Origin of the sequence: Bradyrhizobium ottawaense (genome assembly GCF_900099825.1) — a bacterium.
GTDB classification, from domain to species: domain Bacteria; phylum Pseudomonadota; class Alphaproteobacteria; order Rhizobiales; family Xanthobacteraceae; genus Bradyrhizobium; species Bradyrhizobium ottawaense_A.
The window spans coordinates 6,943,926-6,961,510 of the sequence record NZ_LT629693.1 but is presented as its reverse complement, the minus strand read 5'-3'; the positions used below and the strand labels follow the sequence as shown (position 1 = coordinate 6,961,510).

19 protein-coding genes are annotated in these 17,585 nt (G+C 63.5%); 5 read left to right on the top strand and 14 right to left on the bottom strand.

What is annotated here, in order from left to right:
- Positions 1-48 precede the first annotated feature (48 nt).
- The 10 genes from BLR13_RS32745 to folE all read right to left on the bottom strand — a co-directional run bounded on the left by BLR13_RS32745 (position 49) and on the right by folE (position 9,018).
- Positions 49-1,215, bottom strand: a complete 1,167-nt coding sequence (locus BLR13_RS32745) for a DUF2336 domain-containing protein (protein WP_074814938.1) — start codon at positions 1,213-1,215, stop codon at positions 49-51.
- A 240-nt stretch (positions 1,216-1,455) separates the two neighbouring features.
- Positions 1,456-2,499, bottom strand: a complete 1,044-nt coding sequence (locus BLR13_RS32740) for a transglycosylase SLT domain-containing protein (protein WP_074814941.1) — start codon at positions 2,497-2,499, stop codon at positions 1,456-1,458.
- Positions 2,500-2,610: 111 nt separating this feature from the next.
- A complete protein-coding gene (locus tag BLR13_RS32735; protein WP_074814943.1) occupies positions 2,611-3,402 on the bottom strand; it encodes a c-type cytochrome in 792 nt (263 codons plus the stop codon).
- The gene (locus BLR13_RS32730) at positions 3,399-5,024 is read right to left on the bottom strand and encodes a b(o/a)3-type cytochrome-c oxidase subunit 1 (RefSeq protein ID WP_074814946.1); all 1,626 of its coding nucleotides are present in this window, start codon (positions 5,022-5,024) and stop codon (positions 3,399-3,401) included. The genes BLR13_RS32735 and BLR13_RS32730 overlap by 4 nt, the downstream gene beginning before the upstream one ends.
- Positions 5,014-5,577 (bottom strand): cytochrome C oxidase subunit II, encoded by a 564-nt coding sequence (locus BLR13_RS32725; RefSeq protein ID WP_074814949.1) that lies wholly within the window; start codon positions 5,575-5,577, stop codon positions 5,014-5,016. Before BLR13_RS32725 ends, BLR13_RS32730 begins: the two co-directional genes overlap by 11 nt.
- Before the next feature lie 2 nt (positions 5,578-5,579).
- Positions 5,580-5,756, bottom strand: a complete 177-nt coding sequence (locus tag BLR13_RS41215; protein WP_171944908.1) for a hypothetical protein — start codon at positions 5,754-5,756, stop codon at positions 5,580-5,582.
- An 8-nt stretch (positions 5,757-5,764) separates the two neighbouring features.
- Positions 5,765-6,970, bottom strand: a complete 1,206-nt coding sequence (locus BLR13_RS32720; RefSeq protein ID WP_074830828.1) for a c-type cytochrome — start codon at positions 6,968-6,970, stop codon at positions 5,765-5,767.
- A gap of 56 nt (positions 6,971-7,026) precedes the next feature.
- Positions 7,027-7,731, bottom strand: coding sequence for a c-type cytochrome (locus BLR13_RS32715; protein ID WP_433994239.1), 705 nt, complete (start codon positions 7,729-7,731; stop codon positions 7,027-7,029).
- Between the two features lie 108 nt (positions 7,732-7,839).
- A complete protein-coding gene (gene hisI / locus BLR13_RS32710) occupies positions 7,840-8,283 on the bottom strand; it encodes a phosphoribosyl-AMP cyclohydrolase (protein ID WP_074814954.1) in 444 nt (147 codons plus the stop codon).
- Positions 8,284-8,313: 30 nt separating this feature from the next.
- On the bottom strand, positions 8,314-9,018 hold the full coding sequence (gene folE, locus BLR13_RS32705) for a GTP cyclohydrolase I FolE (protein ID WP_074814958.1): 705 nt from the start codon (positions 9,016-9,018) through the stop codon (positions 8,314-8,316).
- Positions 9,019-9,264: 246 nt separating this feature from the next.
- Here folE and BLR13_RS32700 point away from each other — a divergent pair, with 246 nt between their 5' ends.
- Entirely contained in the window at positions 9,265-9,714 is a 450-nt protein-coding gene (locus BLR13_RS32700; protein WP_074814960.1) for an iron-sulfur cluster assembly scaffold protein, read from the top strand.
- 140 nt (positions 9,715-9,854) lie between these two features.
- Here the strand turns inward: BLR13_RS32700 and BLR13_RS32695 are convergent, their stop codons facing one another.
- Positions 9,855-10,787, bottom strand: coding sequence for a hypothetical protein (locus BLR13_RS32695; RefSeq protein WP_074814962.1), 933 nt, complete (start codon positions 10,785-10,787; stop codon positions 9,855-9,857).
- A 237-nt stretch (positions 10,788-11,024) separates the two neighbouring features.
- Here BLR13_RS32695 and yidD point away from each other — a divergent pair, with 237 nt between their 5' ends.
- Together yidD and BLR13_RS41210 are read left to right on the top strand one after the other, a co-directional pair.
- Positions 11,025-11,375 (top strand): membrane protein insertion efficiency factor YidD, encoded by a 351-nt coding sequence (gene yidD, locus BLR13_RS32690; protein WP_074814964.1) that lies wholly within the window; start codon positions 11,025-11,027, stop codon positions 11,373-11,375.
- A gap of 81 nt (positions 11,376-11,456) precedes the next feature.
- Positions 11,457-11,624, top strand: a complete 168-nt coding sequence (locus BLR13_RS41210) for a hypothetical protein (RefSeq protein WP_171944909.1) — start codon at positions 11,457-11,459, stop codon at positions 11,622-11,624.
- A gap of 25 nt (positions 11,625-11,649) precedes the next feature.
- On the opposite strand, the gene BLR13_RS32685 is transcribed toward BLR13_RS41210, so the two are convergent.
- Both BLR13_RS32685 and BLR13_RS32680 read right to left on the bottom strand, forming a co-directional pair.
- Positions 11,650-12,867 (bottom strand): hypothetical protein, encoded by a 1,218-nt coding sequence (locus BLR13_RS32685; RefSeq protein WP_074814967.1) that lies wholly within the window; start codon positions 12,865-12,867, stop codon positions 11,650-11,652.
- Between the two features lie 2 nt (positions 12,868-12,869).
- On the bottom strand, positions 12,870-14,240 hold the full coding sequence (locus BLR13_RS32680; protein WP_074814971.1) for an APC family permease: 1,371 nt from the start codon (positions 14,238-14,240) through the stop codon (positions 12,870-12,872).
- Positions 14,241-14,563: 323 nt separating this feature from the next.
- Here BLR13_RS32680 and BLR13_RS32675 point away from each other — a divergent pair, with 323 nt between their 5' ends.
- Complete coding sequence (locus BLR13_RS32675) at positions 14,564-15,850, top strand: alpha/beta hydrolase (RefSeq protein ID WP_074814974.1); 1,287 nt, start codon at positions 14,564-14,566, stop codon at positions 15,848-15,850.
- Positions 15,851-16,102: 252 nt separating this feature from the next.
- Positions 16,103-16,354, top strand: coding sequence for a hypothetical protein (locus BLR13_RS32670; RefSeq protein ID WP_244524981.1), 252 nt, complete (start codon positions 16,103-16,105; stop codon positions 16,352-16,354).
- Positions 16,355-16,399: 45 nt separating this feature from the next.
- Here the strand turns inward: BLR13_RS32670 and BLR13_RS32665 are convergent, their stop codons facing one another.
- On the bottom strand, positions 16,400-17,527 hold the full coding sequence (locus BLR13_RS32665) for an MFS transporter (RefSeq protein ID WP_074814975.1): 1,128 nt from the start codon (positions 17,525-17,527) through the stop codon (positions 16,400-16,402).
- Positions 17,528-17,585 lie beyond the last annotated feature (58 nt).

The window sequence follows — 17,585 nt, the reverse complement described above, 5'->3', positions numbered from 1 at the left end:
TGGTGGGCACGCTTCGCTTTGCCCACCCTACGAATTTGCGATAGCGACCTACGCCGCGATCAGGTCATGCCCGTTGGCATCTTCGGCGACCAGTTCGTCGCAGAACATGCGGGCTTCCTCGCGCGCCGACTCGGTGGCGAAGCGCCGCAGCAGGATCAACAAAGGTTCGGCGGCCTGGCGATCGGTTTCGCAATGGGTCAGCACACGCTCGACCATGCTCCGGCGCAATCTTGCCGCGCCGCCAAGGGTGTCGACATATCCGGTTTCGTGACTGACCTCGAGCGCGACGCGGAACGCAGCGAAAGTGGATTCGGGAAAACCGGCGCGGATCAGCAGTGCCTGCAGGCTGGCGCTGCCGCGGTCATGCAGCAACGCCGAGACGCGGGCCAGCGGCAGATCGGACAATTCGGCGAGCGCTGAATCGAACAGTTCGAGATTACCCGACAGCAGCGCCCGCAGGATCAGGCCGGCGGTCAGTTGCCCGGTGGCGCGCAGGTGCCGCACCAGCCCCTGCATGTCCTCGCCGCCCGAACGCGCCGCGATGTTGACGGTCGAACGTTCGCGGGCTTCGCTCGCCACCCGCCCTGCCCGGTCCGGACTGAGCCAGTTACGCGCCACGACGAATTGCGCCAGCGTGTCCGAGAGTTTTGCGACCAGTGCCAGCCGCGTGGCGGCGGGCAGGCCTTCCAGCACCAGCATCGATTCCCGGATCGCGGCGAGATGGCCGTGACGCTCGACGATGCGGTCCCAGGAAAACGGCGCCAGTTCCGCATAGGCGTTTTCGATCAATTCGAGCGCTGCAGCCGCGGAACCTACTTCGGCAATCGCAGCCGACACAGACGGCGGCAGATTGATGCGGCGGGCGATGGCGCATTGCATCTCGCCATTGCCGGTCGCGACGATGTCGACGAGGTCGGCGTCGATCAGAAGCGGAGAGTGTTCGAGAATAGGCAGCGCGATCGACGTCTGGTCGAGCGACAGTGCCTGCACGATGGCGGCCGGAGCTTCCGAGCTGCGCGCGAACACTTCCGCCATCGACTGGCGAACCAGCGGCGACGGATCGTCGAGCAGCATCAGCAGCGCGCCTTCGGCTGCGGTGCGATCGTCCTCGGAAAGATCTGAAATCAACCAGGCCCGCGCCAAAGACCGCGTCGCCTCTGCCCGCTCGCCTGCCGGAGCGGTACGTATCCAACTGATGAACTGCCGAACGATCATGGTCCTGCCGGCTTACGCAACCCGTGACGGCACCATGACGCGGTGCCACTGTCATAGAAAATAAACCATGACGCTTAACAAAGGGTTCACCATAAACGGCTGGTTTTATTGACGTTTTGTTAAGGGTGCGGGACCGGCTCTCCACTGCCCTCATCCTGAGGAGCGCGAAGCACGTCTCGAAGGATGGGCCACGGGCCACATGGTTCGAGACGGCGCAAGTGCGCCTCCTCACCATGAGGGTCAGCTAAACGTGCCGTTGCGGTCGCTGAAGAGATCGAGCCGGCCCGGCGCACGGACCTCGGGGGTCTGCCCCGACAGCGAGGTCGTCGCCGCGCTTGACGCAACCGACACGGAAGTCAGCGAAGAACCGCTACCCCACAATTCCTGAACCGCCGGTGAAATCGGCTCCGCGCGGTCGCCCGCCTGGAACAACGAGCGGAAAATCGGCTGCGGCTGCGCCGAGGCGGTCTTGAGATCGGTCGACGATGTCGCGGCCACCGGCGTCACGGTGCGCGAATCCGGAAAACTCGAGAGGTAAGCGGCCGTGTCCATCGACACGGACGGTGCGGCGCTCGCAACCGCCACGCCGCGCTTGATGTCGCCGCCGACCGCCGCCATCGCGGTCTGCGTCGCCGGCGAACTCGCGGCGCTGGCGTAGCGCGAAGTCAGCACCGAATAGACCTGGGAAACGCTGCGGGCGGAGCCCGAGCGATCGTAGAAGATCGAACGGTTGGCCGCCGCCGCGTTCGGAAACATCTGCGCGGCGTTGGCGTTCGGATTGTCCTCGGCGCTCGATATCAGTTTGCCGGCGCCGCCGACGCCCATGAAATGCGCCATATAGAGTTCGGCGTCGGTCGGGCGGCGCCCGATCTTGCCGGTCAGCTTGAAGCTGTTGGACTGGGTCAGTACCCCCGCCATCGACGAGGCCGCATCGGGGTCGTCGCGCAACTTCATTACCGCGGCCCGATCCGAGGGATCGCTGACCGAATAACTGCCGGAAGGGTTCTTGGTGATGGCGTCGGCGAATTTGCCGTAGCCGAGCTGGCTGCCCGCTTCCTTCACCGTCCCGAGCCAGGTCTGGTCGATGAATTGAAACAGCCCCCGCGCCGACGAGGTCGAGGCGGATGCCTTCGGATTGAAGTTGGATTCCATCTTCGCGGTGGTGAGCAGGTATTCGAAGCTGGCGCCGGTGGTCGAGGCGGCCTGCTTGATCGAGCCCGCGATCTTCACGCGCGTGGGATCAACACCTGCCGCAGCCGTGGCGTTTATTGTGTCGACCGACATATGCCTGGTGCCCCGCTCCCCGCGAAACGACCCCTCTCGGCCTGCACGAGCTCCCGATCGCCAAGGCCACCGTCACCCTGCGGCAATTATGGTTAATGACGGGTTAACCCTTCAGGGCTGGGCCTCGTAATAGCGGGCGACCTGGTCGATCTCTTCCGCCGTCATCTGGCGGGCGATATTGCGCATCTGCTGGCTGATGTCGTTGCGCCGGATCCCCGACGCGAACGCCTGCAGTTGCGCCTTGATATAGACCGCCGACTGGCCGCCGAGCCATGGACTGCCGGCCTTGTTGTCGACGTCGCCATGGCAGGAGCCGCAGGGGGCGATGTTGCGCATCGGCGCGCCGGTCGTGACGATCTGGGGAGCCGCAAGCTTCAGGTCCAGATTGCTCGACGGCACCCGCGGCAGATAAGCGTAGTAGGCCGCGACGTCGAGCATGTCCTGGTTGCTCATGGTGGCCGCGAACGGACTCATGACCACGTTGACCCGCGCACCGGCCTTGAAGTCGTTCAGTTCCTTGTAGGTCACCGCAGCGAACTGGCCCGCGAGGTTGGGCGAATTGGCGTCGCTGACGCCCTGTGGTCCGTGGCAGATCGCACAGCGCTGCGCCAGCGTCGCCCCGCGGCCGATCGAGACCTGGCTCGGCTTCGTCAGCATCTCCGAAGTCATCACGACATCAGACGTCTTGAAATCCGGCTGGATGGAATTTGGCTGTGAGGTGACGCGCGGCACGCCGGCGGCGCTGCAGATCGCGTCCCAGATGCCGCTCAGTTTCAAATCCGGTTGCGCCAGGGGCAGCCAGATCAGGCCGATGATCGCCGCCAGTACCGCAATGCCGGCGGTAACGCCGACGCTGATGCTGAACCAGGGATTGCGGGACGAGAATAGCGGCTGGTCGCTCATCGGCTGGCTCCGACATAGACCGCGGGCACGTTGGTTTCCTTCAACGCCATCAATTGCGCGATCGGATAGCCGTAATTGACGACGGTGAGCCCGACCATTAGCGCCAGCCAGAGCCCAAAACTGTTCAGCGCGGCCGGGATCCGCACCGGCATGTGCAGGGGCACGGCGAAGCGGTAGGCGCCCGCCTCGCTGCTCGCGGCCCACTGGCCACGGACCAGCACGGCAAGGAACAACACGCCGGAAATCAGCAGGATGAATCCGCCGACCGCCGACATCGCCACCGAAAACGCCTGCGGCGAGATCGCCGGATTGGCGTAGTCGTAAAACGCCATGCGGCGCGGCATGCCGAGAATGCCGACATAGTGCCACGGAAACGTGGTGACGATCATGCCGACGAACCACAGCCAGAGCTGCGCGCGCATCAGGCCAAAACTTTCCAGCGCGCGGCCGGTGAGATGCGGCCACAGGTCATAGGCGATCGCGAAATACATGATGACGATGGCGCCGCCGAAGATCAGGTGGAAATGCCCGGTGATCCACTGCGTGTTGTGGATGCTGGCATCGAGTTGATAGCTCATGTTGATCAGCCCGCCGGCGCCGCCGAAGCCGAGCATCACCAGCGACAGCGCGGTCGCCAGCATGATCGGATTTTGCCATGGCAGTGCCGTCACCCAACCGAACGCGCCGCGCCCGCCGCGCAGGCGGCTCGCGATCTCGGCCGAAGCGCAGATCGTGAACACCGTCAGCAGCGTCGGCAGCGCGACGAGGCCGGTGAACACCGAATGCATGAACTTGAATCCGGCGCCGACCTGCGGATCGGCAAACAGATGATGCACGCCGATCGGCATCGCAACGACGACGAACAGGATGAAGGAAATCCGCGCCATGGCGTCGCTGTAGAGCCGGCCGCCGATCGCGCGCGGAAAGATCGTGTAATAGGCAATGTAGGTCGGGATCAGCCAGAAATAGACGATCGCGTGCAGCGTCCACGAAAAGAACACCCGCGCCAACCCGGCGTCGATGGTGGCGCTCAGGCCGAGCGCGACCGGCAAGATCTGGAAGATGATTTCGAGCGCCGCGCCAACTGCGGTCCAGCCCCAGAGATAGGAGCCCGCGACATTGGCGAACATCGCCAGCGGCACCGGCTTGTCCGGATTCTCGCGCTTCCAGATCGCCATGTTGATCGACATCAGCGCGACCCATATCCATGAGCCGACCACGACCATCACGACGCCGATGTAGTAGAAGGGATTGCCGATCATCGGCGGGTAGAACGTGTACAGCACCGAAGCGAGCCCGAGCGACACCGGGATCATCGCCACCACAGCGCCGACGGCGACGAGGAAGAAACCCGCCCACGCCCAGCGGCGGCCGACCAACGGCTTTTCCAGTGCTGATTCCGTGATCGCATAGCCAAAGCCCATCGCGACCAGGGTCGGGAACACATAACCCATCGCCGAGCCGTGCGCGGTGACCGAGCGATAATAGAATTCCGGATTGAAGTTCCAGGCATTCAGCGGGCTGCGCACGAACATCTGCCAGGCGCCGAGCACCAGCGCCGCGCCGAATACGATGAAGGCGAGCCAGAAGTGCGAGAGGATGAGCCGCTTGTTAGTCAACACAGGTCAGCCTCCGCTTCGACGCCATCAGGTTGAGGAATGCGGTCTTGTCGACCACCTTGACCTTGCCCCACATGCCCTGATGCCCGATGCCGCAGAATTCCTGGCACGGCATCACGTGATCCCCCGGCGCCTTGAAGCGCACCGGCAGGTCGGAGACATAGCCCGGGACCAGCATGATGTTGATGTTGGTGCCCTCGATCAAAAGGCCATGCACCACATCTGCGCTGGTGGCGCGGAACTTGATCGGGGTCTCCGAAGGCACCACGACGCATTGCGGCGTAAAGGAATATTGCTGCCCGATCGCGCGCACCGTGACGGAGCCGTCGGCCTCGACTGCACTGCCGAGATTGCTTTCGACGAACTCGCCGGAAAGATGCAGCGTTTTGGGATCGGCGGTTTCGACGTGGCCTTGCGGCATCGTCGCCTGATGGATGCCGATGTACGTCGCCGTGCCGACCAGCACACCGACGATCACGATCGACAGCGTCGCCCATCGCCGCTCGATGCGGGCGGCGACCGCTTCACCGATGCCATGGTCCACCTCTGACGTCATGCTCACACGCTCCTGGGCAGGAAGACCAGGAGATAGAACGCAAACCACAGCGCGATCACGATCGCGGTCGCGATGCCGGCGACCGCCACGGCGCCGCCCGGACCGGAGCGGACGATGGCGTCGACGCGCTCTTCCTCGGAGCCCAGTGTGGTCGCCTGCGGCGGAGTTGAATTGATCATGACGCGCCTCAGTTCAGCGTTGCCGCGCGAAGTTCATTGGCCTGCCGCGCCGAGACCGGCTCGCCGCGATTACCCCAGGAGGTGCGGATATAGGTCACGACAGCCGCGACCTCGTCGTCGGACAGCCGGTGCGCGAACGGCGGCATGCCGTAGGGCATCGGATTGCCCGACGTGCCGGGCGGATAGCCGCCATTGAGCACCATCCGGATCGCGTTGACGGCGGAAACCATCTGGATCGACTGGTTGCCGGCCAGCGGCGGATAATGCGGCGGCATGCCGAGCCCCACCGTGCCGTGGCAACTGGCGCACTCGCGGTCGTAGATCTGCTTGCCCAGGCTGAGCAGCAGGCTGCTCTCCGCCGATGGCAGCGGCTGCGACGGCTTCTCCGGCGATGTCCCCTGCGTGAGGCTCTTCAGATAGACCGCCATCGCGCGGGTATCGTCGTCGTTGAGATATTGCAGGCTGTTGTAGACGACTTCCGCCATCGGCCCGTAGACCGCGCCGCGGCTCGAGACACCCTTGCGCAGATAGTCGGAGATCTCCTCAAGGCTCCAGTCGCCGAGGCCGGCTTCCTTGTTCGACGTCAGCGAGGGCGCGTACCAGTTCTGCATCGGAATCAATCCGCCCTCGAAGGCCTGCGAGTCCGAACTGCCGCCGAGCGCATTGATCGCGGTGTGGCACATGCCGCAATGGCCGAGCCCTTCGACCAGATAGGCGCCCCGGTTCCAGTCCGCCGACTTGGTCGGATCGGGTTTGAACTCGCCCTCCGTGAAGAACAGCGTGCGCCATCCGAGGATCAGCGAGCGGTTGTTGAAGGGGAATTTCAGGTCGTGTTCGCGGTTGCGCTGCTTCACCGGCGGAATCGAGCGCAGATAAGCGTAGATCGCGTCGCTGTCTTCGCGCGTCACCTTGGTGTAGGACGCAAACGGCATCGCCGGATAGACCAGCCCGCCGTCGGGGAAGCGTCCGTTGTGCATCATCTGGAAGAACTGGTCGGACGTCCACATGCCGATCCCGGTTTGCGGATCGGGCGTGATGTTCGAGGTGTAGAGCGTGCCGAACGGCGTCTTCATCGGCAGACCGCCGGCAAAAGTCTTGCCTTCGCGGGCGGTGTGGCAGGCAATGCAGTCGCCGGCGCGCGCGAGGTATTCGCCCTTTTGCAACAGCGCCGCATCCTGTGCGCTTGCCTGCATAGAGCCGATCAGCAGCAACATGGCGGCGAAGGCCGGGAGCAGCGCTTTCAACGTTTTCGGCACGTGTGCGATCTCCCTTAGTTCGGCTCGCTGCCGCAGGACAGCGGCATCGGCAGGCTGCCTTGCTTGGCGAACGATGGGTCCGTCGGCGCCGGGCGCGACGACAGATAGGCTGCCACCGCCTTGACGTCGTCTTCGGTCAGCAGGCCGGCGACGATCTGCATGCAGTCGGGTGCCGCCGCGGTCCGCGTGCCGTAACGCCAGCCGCCGAGCTGTGCGCTGATGTAACCGGCGCGCAGGCCGAGCAGACCCGGTATCGCCGGCTCCATGCCGCCGAAGCTCGCGCCGTGGCAGCCCGCGCAGGCCGGCACGCCGTGCTGCGGATCGCCGCCTGTCGCGATCGATTCCCCGCGCGCGAGGATTTCCTTGCTGACGGTGGGAACGGCGGGCGGCGGAAACGGCGGCCGCAACGAGGCAAAATGTTCGGCGATCTTCTTCAGGTATTCGTCGGGCAGAAATTCCAGCAGATAGTTCATCGGCGGGTATTTGCGCCGCCCGTCGCGGAACGCCACCAGCTGGTTGTAGAGATAGCCCGCGGGCTTGCCCGCCAATCGCGGGAAATACACGTCGCTGGTGCCTTCGCCCTCGGCGCCGTGACACGACGCACAGGCGAGCACGCGCGCGGCCATGGTGTCGGGCGCACGCTCCTGCGCGCGTGCGGCGCCAAACGGAAGCGCGATCGACACCAGGAGAGAAGCTATTTGCAGGAATCGAAGCGTCACCGTTGTTGCCCCATCTCGACGACGAGATGGAACTCTTGCATATCGCATCCACGGTAGCAACGAAGCTCAATGGCTTCGCACCTCCGTTTTGACATAGATCAATTGAGTCTATTTGCGATAGACCTTCGTCGGATCGAACTGACGATCTGCATCGACAAATGACAACCGCGTGTCGCCATCGGCAGCATCGATCTTGCGATAGAAGCAGGAATGCCGCCCGGTGTGGCACGCCGCACCATGCTGCTCGACGCGAATCCAGATCGCGTCCTGATCGCAATCCATTCGCATCTCGACCACGCGCTGGGTGTGTCCGGAGCTTTCGCCCTTGCGCCACAGCGCCTGGCGCGAACGGCTGTAGTACCAGGCCTCGCCGCTCGCGACCGTCTTGCGCAGCGCCTCGTCGTTCATGTGCGCGACCATCAGCACATCGCCGGTCACGGCATCGGTCGCCACGCAGGTCAGAAGACCGGACGCGTCGAATTTGGGCTGGAACGCCAGCCCTTCCTCGCGGTCTCGGGTATCAGTATCTCGGGTATCGGCAGAAGTGGACACGGGCAGCCCTCGCGGAAATCGAAGCGAGGGTCAGCGCAGCCCTCGCACCATGGACAGGAAACGGGCCTGCTCCGCCGGATTGTCGCGGAACATGCCGGTATAGCGGCTGGTGAACGTCGTCGCACCGTGCTTGGCGACGCCGCGCACCGACATGCAGGTATGCTCCGCCTCGATCACGACCGCAACGCCGCGCGGTTTGAGAATTTCATCGACGGCGGCCGCAATCTGCGCGGTGAGATGTTCCTGGGTCTGCAGGCGGCGCGCAAAGATATCGGTCAGCCGCGCCAGCTTCGACAAGCCCACCACGCGTTCGACCGGCGTATAGGCGATATGCGCCTTGCCGTAGAACGGCATCATGTGATGCTCGCATTGCGAGGTGAATTCGATATCGCGGATCAGGACGAAATCGTCATAGCCCGCGGTCTCGCCAAAGGTGCGGTCGAGCACTTCGGCCGGGCACTGGTGGTAGCCCTGATAGAGTTCGTCGAAGGCCTCGACCACCCGGCGCGGGGTATCCAGCAACCCCTCACGGGCGGGATTCTCGCCGATATAGTTCAGCAGCGTATGCACCGCCTGCTCGGCCTCGGCACGCGACGGGCGCGGCTGGTCGGCACGGACGGCGGCGGCCAGGAATTCGGAGGGGTCGAGCTCCGCGGGGCGGGTGTCCGGCGCCACATCGGGCGCCTTGATGTCGGAGCCCTTGCCGGGGCGGAGGGATTTGATCAGCGCGTCCATGTCTTCTCCGTTCGACCGGTCCTTGGGACCGGAGTGTCACCGGGCAGACGGGGCGGGTTTGGCCGCCGGGCGCCTGAGTCCCATCATATTACACGATGGCAGCCGAATTTGTTTCCGTTTCGGGCGCCTTCAGCGAAACGGCCGGGCTGTTTTTCCGTCGTTCATGTCCATATATAGGACGATGAAACCTTGCCGCCAAGGGCAGTTACAGGGGCGCTTGCGCAGGGCTGCCCGGAACCTCGATCCATGCTGAACGACATTTACAACAAGCGGATCATCGAACTGGCGGGCAATATCCCCCGTCTCGGCCGCCTCCCCGACCCCGATGCCAGCGCTACCGCCCATTCCAAGCTGTGCGGCTCGACCGTCAAGATCGACCTCAAGATGGATGGGGACGTCGTCACCGATTTCGCCCACGATGTGAAGGCCTGCGCGCTCGGCCAGGCCTCCTCCTCGATCATGGCCAGCCACGTCATCGGATCGAACGCCAATGAATTGCGCGAGTTGCGCGAGACCGTTCGCAAGATGCTGAAGGAGAACGGCAGCCCCCCACAGGGCAAATGGGCGGATATCGGCCTGCTCGAACCGGTGCGCGACTACAAGGCGCGCCACGCCTCGACCATGCTGACCTTCGACGCCGTGGTCGACGCCATCGGCCAGATCGAAGCCAGGGCCAGCCAGCCGGCCTCGGCGTAAGGGTCCCGACAATATTACCGCCGTCATACCCCGCGAAGGCGGGGTATCCAGTACGCCGGGAATTCTCGATTACCCACGAACGCCACGGCGTACTGGATCATCCGCCTTCGCGGATGATCCAGTGCTTAGTGAGATGCAGCTTACTTCCCCGTCTGACCGGGCGCGTTTGCCGCACCGCCGGTCGGAACCATCGCCTCGGCGGTCTTGGTCGACTTCACGGCTTGCGCCGGCGCGTCGCCTTTGACCGCGGAACTGACGAAGCGGTCCTGGGTCGGCTTGGGTTTCGCCTCGCTGGGCTTCAGTTCGGCCACCGGGATCGACGGGCTGTCATGCGGCAGCACGTCGGCAACCGCGTCGGTGGTAACGAGATTGGTCAGCCGCAACTCCGCCGCCGACAGTTCGTGCAGATCTTCCCATGGCGGCACGCTCAGCGCGAGCGACAACAGATCGCCGGCGCCGCCCATATCAAAAGTGTATTTGGCGAGCCGGCCGATATCCCGCTCCACGATCATCAGATCCTGCGCGGTATAGCTCGCCGCCTTGGCATCGTCGGCGCGATCGCCCATCCAGATCTGGTGGACGCGGACGTGGGCCGCTTCAGGCACGTAACGGGTCTTACCCGACAACAGCAGGAACACGCACATCGACTCGCACCAAGCCTGCGGCACGATGCTGGCACGTTCGCCCTGCGCGGTCTGGGTCCGCACCGTGACGCCGACCGTCGTCATCGCGCCGAGGCCGCGGAAACGCCGTCCGAGCGCGATGGAATCGTTGACGGAACCGCCGCTGGAATCCAGCACGATGGTGGCGCCGTCGAGCTGACGGTGGCGTGCAAATTCGTCGAATTCCTTGGGACTGTCAGATGTGACGATGCCGACGGCGGAGACCCAGCCCTTGCAGTCGGGCTGGCACGCGACCCAGTTGAAGTGCATCGGCAATTTGCGTTCTTCGAGGGTGGTGCCGGCCAGCGCCGAATTGCCCAGCGTCGTGACCGCGCCCGGCAATCCGAGACAGATGGCGACGGCACCGAGAAGGGCCCAGCCGCCAATTCGTTGCGACCTCACAAACCTCAATTTGGTTCCTTCCCCCAAGCCCCGTAAACGAGCAGCGGCAACGACCCCGGTTCAACGCTTCTTGATTCTGTCATCGAAGCGTTATCGAAACGGTAACCGTGCTGACCTGCATCGTCCATACGACCTTTGCTGCAGCGCCGCTCGCGCGGTGCGATAATTGCAAACTGTGGCGCAAATATCTGCGCGGATTGGGTTCCCTGCTTGGGAACCACCGGAAAACTACGTACATAGTCCAACATGTCGCCCGCAGATCACCCTTCGTCACCTCACAAACGATGCACGGAATGTGCCAGCCCGGTGCGGCGCCTGCCGCGCAACGGCGGCCGCGCGCTGATCTGGGTTTACAGGCATACGCTGTCGCCGCTGGTCGGCTACAACTGCCGGCACCTGCCGACATGTTCGGTCTACGGCGACGAGGCGATCGAACGTTTCGGACTATGGGGCGGCGGCTGGATGACGCTGGCGCGGATATCACGCTGCCAGCCTTGGGGAACCTCCGGCATCGATAACGTGCCGCAGACGAGACCGCCGAACGCACGGTGGTATCTGCCATGGCGCTACGGACGCTGGCGCGGCGTCAACGCCTGATCAATTCGCATTGCTGCCACGCGTGGAACTTTAGGTTTGCGTCGCGAATTGGTTTGTTGCTCCGACCGGAGGAAACAAATAATGCGCTGGAAAATCAGCCATCACGGTCACGACCCCAGGCAGATCGACCTGCTGGCGGTACTCGCGCTGCTCATCGTGATCGTCACCGCCTGGCGTTACTTCGACAGCGGTCCGAAACCGCAGAATACAACGGCCTTCATCGAACCCAGCCAAAGCGTGCGATGGTGATCGCGGTGTGCGATCGGGATCGCCGTCAGCGGCCGAAAAAGAAGAAGCCGCTCCGGGGCGGCGGCGGAACCGGCGCCGGCGGCCGCGGTTTCCGCGGGCGCGGCGGAAGCGGCGGTTCGGTTGACGAGGTCGCCTCGGAGTTCGCGGTGCCGTCGTCCGGCAGCCTGACCGACAGCAGCAAATTCGATTCATGCGTTCGCCAGCGATAGCCGATGCCGAAATCAATCGGCTGCGCCTGCCGGAACAGTTCGGCGTAGGACTCCTGATAACGCCCCGGGAATTCGCTGATCGGTCCGGCGTAACGTCCGAACGGGAAGAAGCGCCATTTCTTTGCGCTGTAGTAGGTGAGCGGGATTCCGGAATCGTCCTGGATGATGGTTGAGCTGTTGGCGAGGATGAAGTCGCGCGTCGCTGTGAAATTGCCGGAGTGAAGCAGATAGGACGCGCTCTTGATCAGGCTGTTGCCGGGCGCCAGCGTCGCGCAGAATTTCAGGAAGCCGCTCGCCCTCACGCCGGGATTGGAAAGATCGGTCGAGAAATAATACAACGTCTTGTCGACGCCATCCTCCCCCTTGAAAGTGATCCGCGCGCCGCGAACCGCACTGGCTGCCGCACTTTCGCTGGCCGGATGCACGGCCCCCTGATTGTCGACCGTGATCGACTCGACGGACTTGAGTGTCTTGCCCGAGCGCGCCAGGAACACATAGAGCACCGGCAGCGTGCCGCTGATCTGGTCGGCACGCAGGTCGACCTTCATCTGTTTGGTGATGAAGAAGCTGAAGTTCAGGATCGAACCCATCGAGCGTTCGACGTTGTAGAGCGCGGCGCCGATGCTGCCGCGCGGCAATTTTGCGAGATCGGGGACCGAGCCCGGAGGTTCGAGCGCGCTCAGCACGTAGGTCGTCGCCTTCGGGTAGAACGCATTGGCGTAGAGAAAATCCGGGCCCGAGAACATGTAGAACATGGTCGGCCGCGGTGCCGCCAGATTGGTGTCCGACCAGCCGCGAATTTTCGATATCTGGCGTTGCTCGAGCTGGGCAAAGGCGGAATCGAAGAACTTGGCGTGCCGCTGCCAGCCCGGATCCCTGGTCAGTGGCACAAGCGGTGAGTCAGCCGACGGCATCATTCCGGCGAGAAATTTTGCGGTGTCGTCCACCGTCGCGGTCTCGGCGGCGCGAACGGGAGCTACGGCCGCGAACAACACGGCGGCCACGAGCGTCGCAACCCTTACAGACGGCATCATGTTCATTCGCGACCCGGCACTGACGTCACGGGATCACCTGCCCGCTGACGGAAAACGGCATAAATCAAAAGTCCTGAAAGCATGATCAAAATACCGAGGGCCGACTGCAGCGGGCGCTCCGTCAACAAATAATACATCATGAAGCCGGTCACGAGCAGGAAAACCACCGGCGTAGCCGGGTATCCCCAGGCGCGATAGGGCCGCGGCAGATCCGGCCGCGTAATCCGCAACTTGATGACGCCGAGCACGGTGAAGAACGAACAGAACAGCAGCGCGAACTGGATGAAGTCGAGCACCGCCTCGAAGCTGCGCGTCAACAGCATCAGGCTCGCCACCACCAGTTGAAACAAAATGGCGAAGGCCGGCGCGCCGCCGGTCGACCTGCCGGCGAACAGCCGCAAAACCGGAATGTCCTCGCCCATTGTCATCATCACGCGCGGCCCGATCCACATCATCGCGCTGATCGAGGAGATCAGCCCGAAGCAGATCATCGCGCCGACGATGCGGCCACCGATCTCGCCGAAGATATAGCTGCCGGAGATCCGGGCGACGTCGAGCTGTCCCGCCAGTCTGTCCATCGGCGCGGTGTGCAGGAACACGGCGTTGAGTGTGACGTATAGCGCCAGCACGATCAGCGTCCCCGTCAGCATCGCGCGCGGCACATTGCGCTCCGGCTCGTGCACCTCGCCGATGATGTAGGTCGCGGCGTTCCAGCCGGAGAACGAATACATCACGAACACCAGGCTGATCGCAAACGGCGCGCTGGCGATATAGCTGAAGTCGGAAGCCGATGGCGCGAAGGTGACCGGCTGCGGCGTGCCGATCACAAATCCGCTCACCAGGAAGGCTACGATCAGCAACACCTTCAGAATGGTCGCCACCAACTGAAAGGTCGAGGAATGCCGGACGCCGGTGAGCTGCACCAGCGACACCAGCCAGACCACGCCGATGGCAAGCGCCAGCGGCGGCGCGTTCGGAAATACCGATTTGCCGTACTCGCCGAACGCCATCGCGGCCAGCGCCACCGGCGCCGCGAAGCCGACGGTGGCCGACACCCAGCCGGCCAGAAAACCGAAGGCCGGGTGATAGGCCCGGCCGAGAAAGTTGTATTCGCCGCTCGAGCGCGGAAACATCGCACCGAGCTCGCTGTAGGAAAACACCCCGCACAGGGCGACCACGCCGCCGACGGTCCACAGCAACAGGATCGAAAAGCCGGAGGGGATGTCCTTGACCTGGAAGCCGAGGCTGGTGAAGACGCCGACGCCGATCATGTCCGCGACGACGATCGCGGTCGCTACCAGGACCGAAACGGTCGAGCCGCGACCGGGGAGCGGTCCGGTCAAAGCCGCGCTTCCCGTCTCTGATGCCGCCATAACGGACCGTACCTTCAGTGCCGCACGCCTGAATCCATTCATGGTGCAGGCTGCAGCCTCCCAATTCAAGCAGCGTTAACAATGATTTAAATCGAAGTCAGATTTCGGTGCCTAATTACCTTTTACCACATTGCCGCCTTGTCCGGCATGGCGCGACATTACGCAAAGCGCTTGGCAGGCCCACAATCGCGACACGATTTGATGGTCTCCTTATGGCTTCCGGATGTGGGGAGTTTTTCCGGAAGCGTAACGTCGCCTAAACACGTGCGAGCATACGCCGGTCAACGGTGGATCTCTTGGGTGGTCCTTGGGGCAAGGGGTGGATGGTCGGAGCTAATCCGAAGTTCCAGAAAGTTGATCATGCCGATCCGGTGACTTTCCCGGGCAAGCATCGTCATGCCCTGCCGGTGCGATGGCGTTGGGTTGCGATGACTGCGTTGTTTGTGCCGCTGTCGTTCGTTCTGGTTCAATGCGGCAAGGCGCCGAGCGCCGGCATGCTGGCGGCGAACACGCAAGGCACCGGCGATAGCTTCGAAGAACGTTTCCCCAAGCCGCAATTCAACGACCGTTTCCCGACCGCGAACGAAAGCCTCCCCCAGATCCAGAAGCAGGTCGCCCTTGCACCGTCCCAGCGGACGGTTCGCACCGAGCCGGTCCGGGTGGCATCGCTGAACCCGACCCTGACCCTTCCCAAGCCGACCGAGCGCGAAGAGCTGACCACGCTGGTCAGCATGAAGTCCTCCGCCTTCCCCTATTTCGGCAACAACCCGCGCTCCGACGCACCGTTCCTCAATATCTCGAACGGCGAGCGCAAGGGCCATCGCAGCTATGGCGGCCGGGTCTACTGGCAAAATGAAACCTACAACGACAGCCGCGTGCTGGTGCACGTCCCCGAGACGTTCGATGCCCGCAAGCCCGGCGTGATCGTGGTGTTCTTCCACGGCAACGGCGCGACGCTGGAACGCGACGTCCGCGACCGCCAACTGGTTCCGCAGCAGATCTCGGATTCCGGCGTCAACGCCGTGTTGCTGGCGCCGCAGCTGGCGGTGAACGCTGCGGATTCCAGCGCCGGCAAATTCTGGGAGCCCGGCGGCTTCAAGCGCTTCATCGATGAATCGGCCAGCCACCTCGCCCGTCTCTACGGCGATCCGAAGTCGGCGCAGACGTTCGCCAACATGCCGATCGTGATCGTCGGCTACAGCGGCGGTTTCCTGCCGACCGCCTGGAGCCTCGAGGTCGGCGGCATTCCCAACCGCGTCCGCGGCGTGTTCCTGCTCGATGCCGTCTATGGCGAACTGGACAAGTTCGCGTCGTGGATCGAGAAAAACCGCTCCGGCTTCTTCGTCAGTTCCTACACCCGCTACACCAAACCGCGTGACCGGGAACTGATGGAGACGCTGCGCAGCAAGGGCATCACCGTCACCGAGAACATGAATGGACCGCTGCGGCCCGGCAGCGTCGTGTTCGTGCAGACGCCCGCCGGCGTCACCCATCGCGATTACGTGACGCAAGCCTGGACGGAAAATCCCGTTAGAGAAATTCTGGTGAAGATGGCCGAGTCGCCGGCATTCACCAGGATGGCCAGCGCGCCGTCGCCTGCAAACCGGTAATCAGCGCCGTCAGCGCTGTCACAATCGCCCTCACCTTCTCATCATACCGCTGACGTCGCGCACGAACGCGCGCGAAAAAGTTCCGTATGAAATGTGATGTTGATGGTCGCGTGATTTGTGTCACACCGCATTGTTCGGTGAACGCACGCGCCATAGGGGTGCGGCTATTGGGGACGCAATTTCCGGGAATAGGTTTTGCAGGAAGGCTTATACAAAGTTGAATTTCATACGGTTCATGGAACTGGTTCCGGCATGATTTACGCCATCAACGGCAAGCTCCGCGGCGGCAATTCAGCTTTCGCCTTCATCGGCAGCTACGCCGACAAACCCGACGGCATTCAGGCCAGGGTGACGACGCAACGCCACAACGACGATCCGGCGTTCAAGCCGCTGTTCGGAACCGACATGATTACGCTGACGCTGAAGGGGGCGACGATGGCAGCATGGTGGACTTCGAAGGCACCGCGTTGCAATTGCCCGGCGTCCACTTCAGGGCAATCCTGACGCGGATTTCGGACTAGATGCTCCGCTAGCGATTTTCGGAAAAGGTCACGCTCGACCAATAGTCGTCTTCGGTTTCGTCACGATCACCATCGCCAGCGCCAGCGCGACAGACGCGGTTGCGACGTAACCGGTCGCGTGGAGAAGATCCCGCGCATACAGAAAGCCGCCGATCGCGGAGCCTGTGGCCTGGCCGACATAGAGCATCGACGTATTGAGCGACACCGAGGCGGAGGCAAGCGAGGGAACGGCGCCGACCAGCCGCACCTGTTGCATCGAATTGGCGGAAGCAAATCCCAGTCCCCAGATTGCCACGGCAACCGCCATCAGCGGATAGATGCCGGCGCTGAGCGCCCACCCGGTCACACCGGTCAGCACGAGTGTCGTGAACAGCACCGACGTCTTCCATGCGCCCCAGGAATCGACGAAGCGGGTTGCAATCACAATCCCGAGGAAGCCGCACACGCCGTAGCAGGCAAATACCAGCCCGATCGCGTCCGCACCCGCGCCGGTCAGCTTCGCCAGCAGCGGCCCCATGAAGGTGAACACCACGAACTGGCCGGACGTCTGCAGCGTCGTGATCAAAAGCAACATGATGATCGTCCGGTTGCGGCCGACGTCGGTCCATGTCTTCAGATCGACCGGCACGCCAATCAATCCGCCCGGCAGGCGCCACATCAGCAACGCGGCGCTCACGCAGCCGATCGCGCCGATGCCGCCATAGGCCGCCCGCCAGCCATAGCGGCTCGCCGCAAACGTAATCAACGGCAGCCCGATCGCGGCCGCCAGCGACCAGCCGAGAAAGACATAAGCGATGGTGCTGCCGCGCTTTTGTTCCGGCACGATCAGGGCCGCGGTTCCCACCGCCTGCGGCGTATAGAGCGCGCCGACCGCCAGCATGATCAGGCGAAGGACCAGCAGGCTCGTATAATCGGGTGCCAAAGCGGAGGCGGCATTGGTGAGTGCGAGCACCAGCAGCGTCGCGGTAAGCAAGGTGCGGCGCTCGATCCTCGAGGTCAGCCACGCGGTGACCGGGGAACCGACGCAGAGCACGATCGCGCCGAAGGTGATCAGCAATCCGGCGGTCGTGACGCTGACGCCGAGACCGTCGGACAGTTCCCTGAGCATGCCGGCCGGCGCCAGTACCGAGCAGCCGGTGGCGATGTTGCCGAGCATCAATGCAGTGGGGGCGAAGCGTTTCACGAGGCGTCGCGTATATCAGCTAGCAACTTTA

Excerpts from the sequence above, each read along its gene's own strand:
- BLR13_RS32700 (WP_074814960.1), top strand. The coding sequence starts at position 9,265 with ATGCTGAACGACATTTACAACAAGCGGATCATCGAACTGGCGGGCAAT.
- BLR13_RS32675 (WP_074814974.1), top strand. The coding sequence starts at position 14,564 with ATGGTCGGAGCTAATCCGAAGTTCCAGAAAGTTGATCATGCCGATCCG.
- folE (WP_074814958.1), bottom strand. The coding sequence starts at position 9,018 with ATGGACGCGCTGATCAAATCCCTCCGCCCCGGCAAGGGCTCCGACATC.
- BLR13_RS32740 (WP_074814941.1), bottom strand. The coding sequence starts at position 2,499 with ATGTCGGTCGACACAATAAACGCCACGGCTGCGGCAGGTGTTGATCCC.
- yidD (WP_074814964.1), top strand. The coding sequence starts at position 11,025 with ATGTCGCCCGCAGATCACCCTTCGTCACCTCACAAACGATGCACGGAA.
- BLR13_RS32725 (WP_074814949.1), bottom strand. The coding sequence starts at position 5,577 with ATGACGTCAGAGGTGGACCATGGCATCGGTGAAGCGGTCGCCGCCCGC.
- BLR13_RS32685 (WP_074814967.1), bottom strand. The coding sequence starts at position 12,867 with ATGATGCCGTCTGTAAGGGTTGCGACGCTCGTGGCCGCCGTGTTGTTC.
- BLR13_RS32670 (WP_244524981.1), top strand. The coding sequence starts at position 16,103 with ATGATTTACGCCATCAACGGCAAGCTCCGCGGCGGCAATTCAGCTTTC.
- BLR13_RS32680 (WP_074814971.1), bottom strand. The coding sequence starts at position 14,240 with ATGGCGGCATCAGAGACGGGAAGCGCGGCTTTGACCGGACCGCTCCCC.
- BLR13_RS32720 (WP_074830828.1), bottom strand. The coding sequence starts at position 6,970 with ATGTTGCTGCTGATCGGCTCTATGCAGGCAAGCGCACAGGATGCGGCG.
- BLR13_RS32745 (WP_074814938.1), bottom strand. The coding sequence starts at position 1,215 with ATGATCGTTCGGCAGTTCATCAGTTGGATACGTACCGCTCCGGCAGGC.
- BLR13_RS32735 (WP_074814943.1), bottom strand. The coding sequence starts at position 3,402 with ATGAGCGACCAGCCGCTATTCTCGTCCCGCAATCCCTGGTTCAGCATC.
- BLR13_RS41215 (WP_171944908.1), bottom strand. The coding sequence starts at position 5,756 with ATGATCAATTCAACTCCGCCGCAGGCGACCACACTGGGCTCCGAGGAA.
- BLR13_RS32665 (WP_074814975.1), bottom strand. The coding sequence starts at position 17,527 with ATGCTCGGCAACATCGCCACCGGCTGCTCGGTACTGGCGCCGGCCGGC.
- BLR13_RS41210 (WP_171944909.1), top strand. The coding sequence starts at position 11,457 with ATGCGCTGGAAAATCAGCCATCACGGTCACGACCCCAGGCAGATCGAC.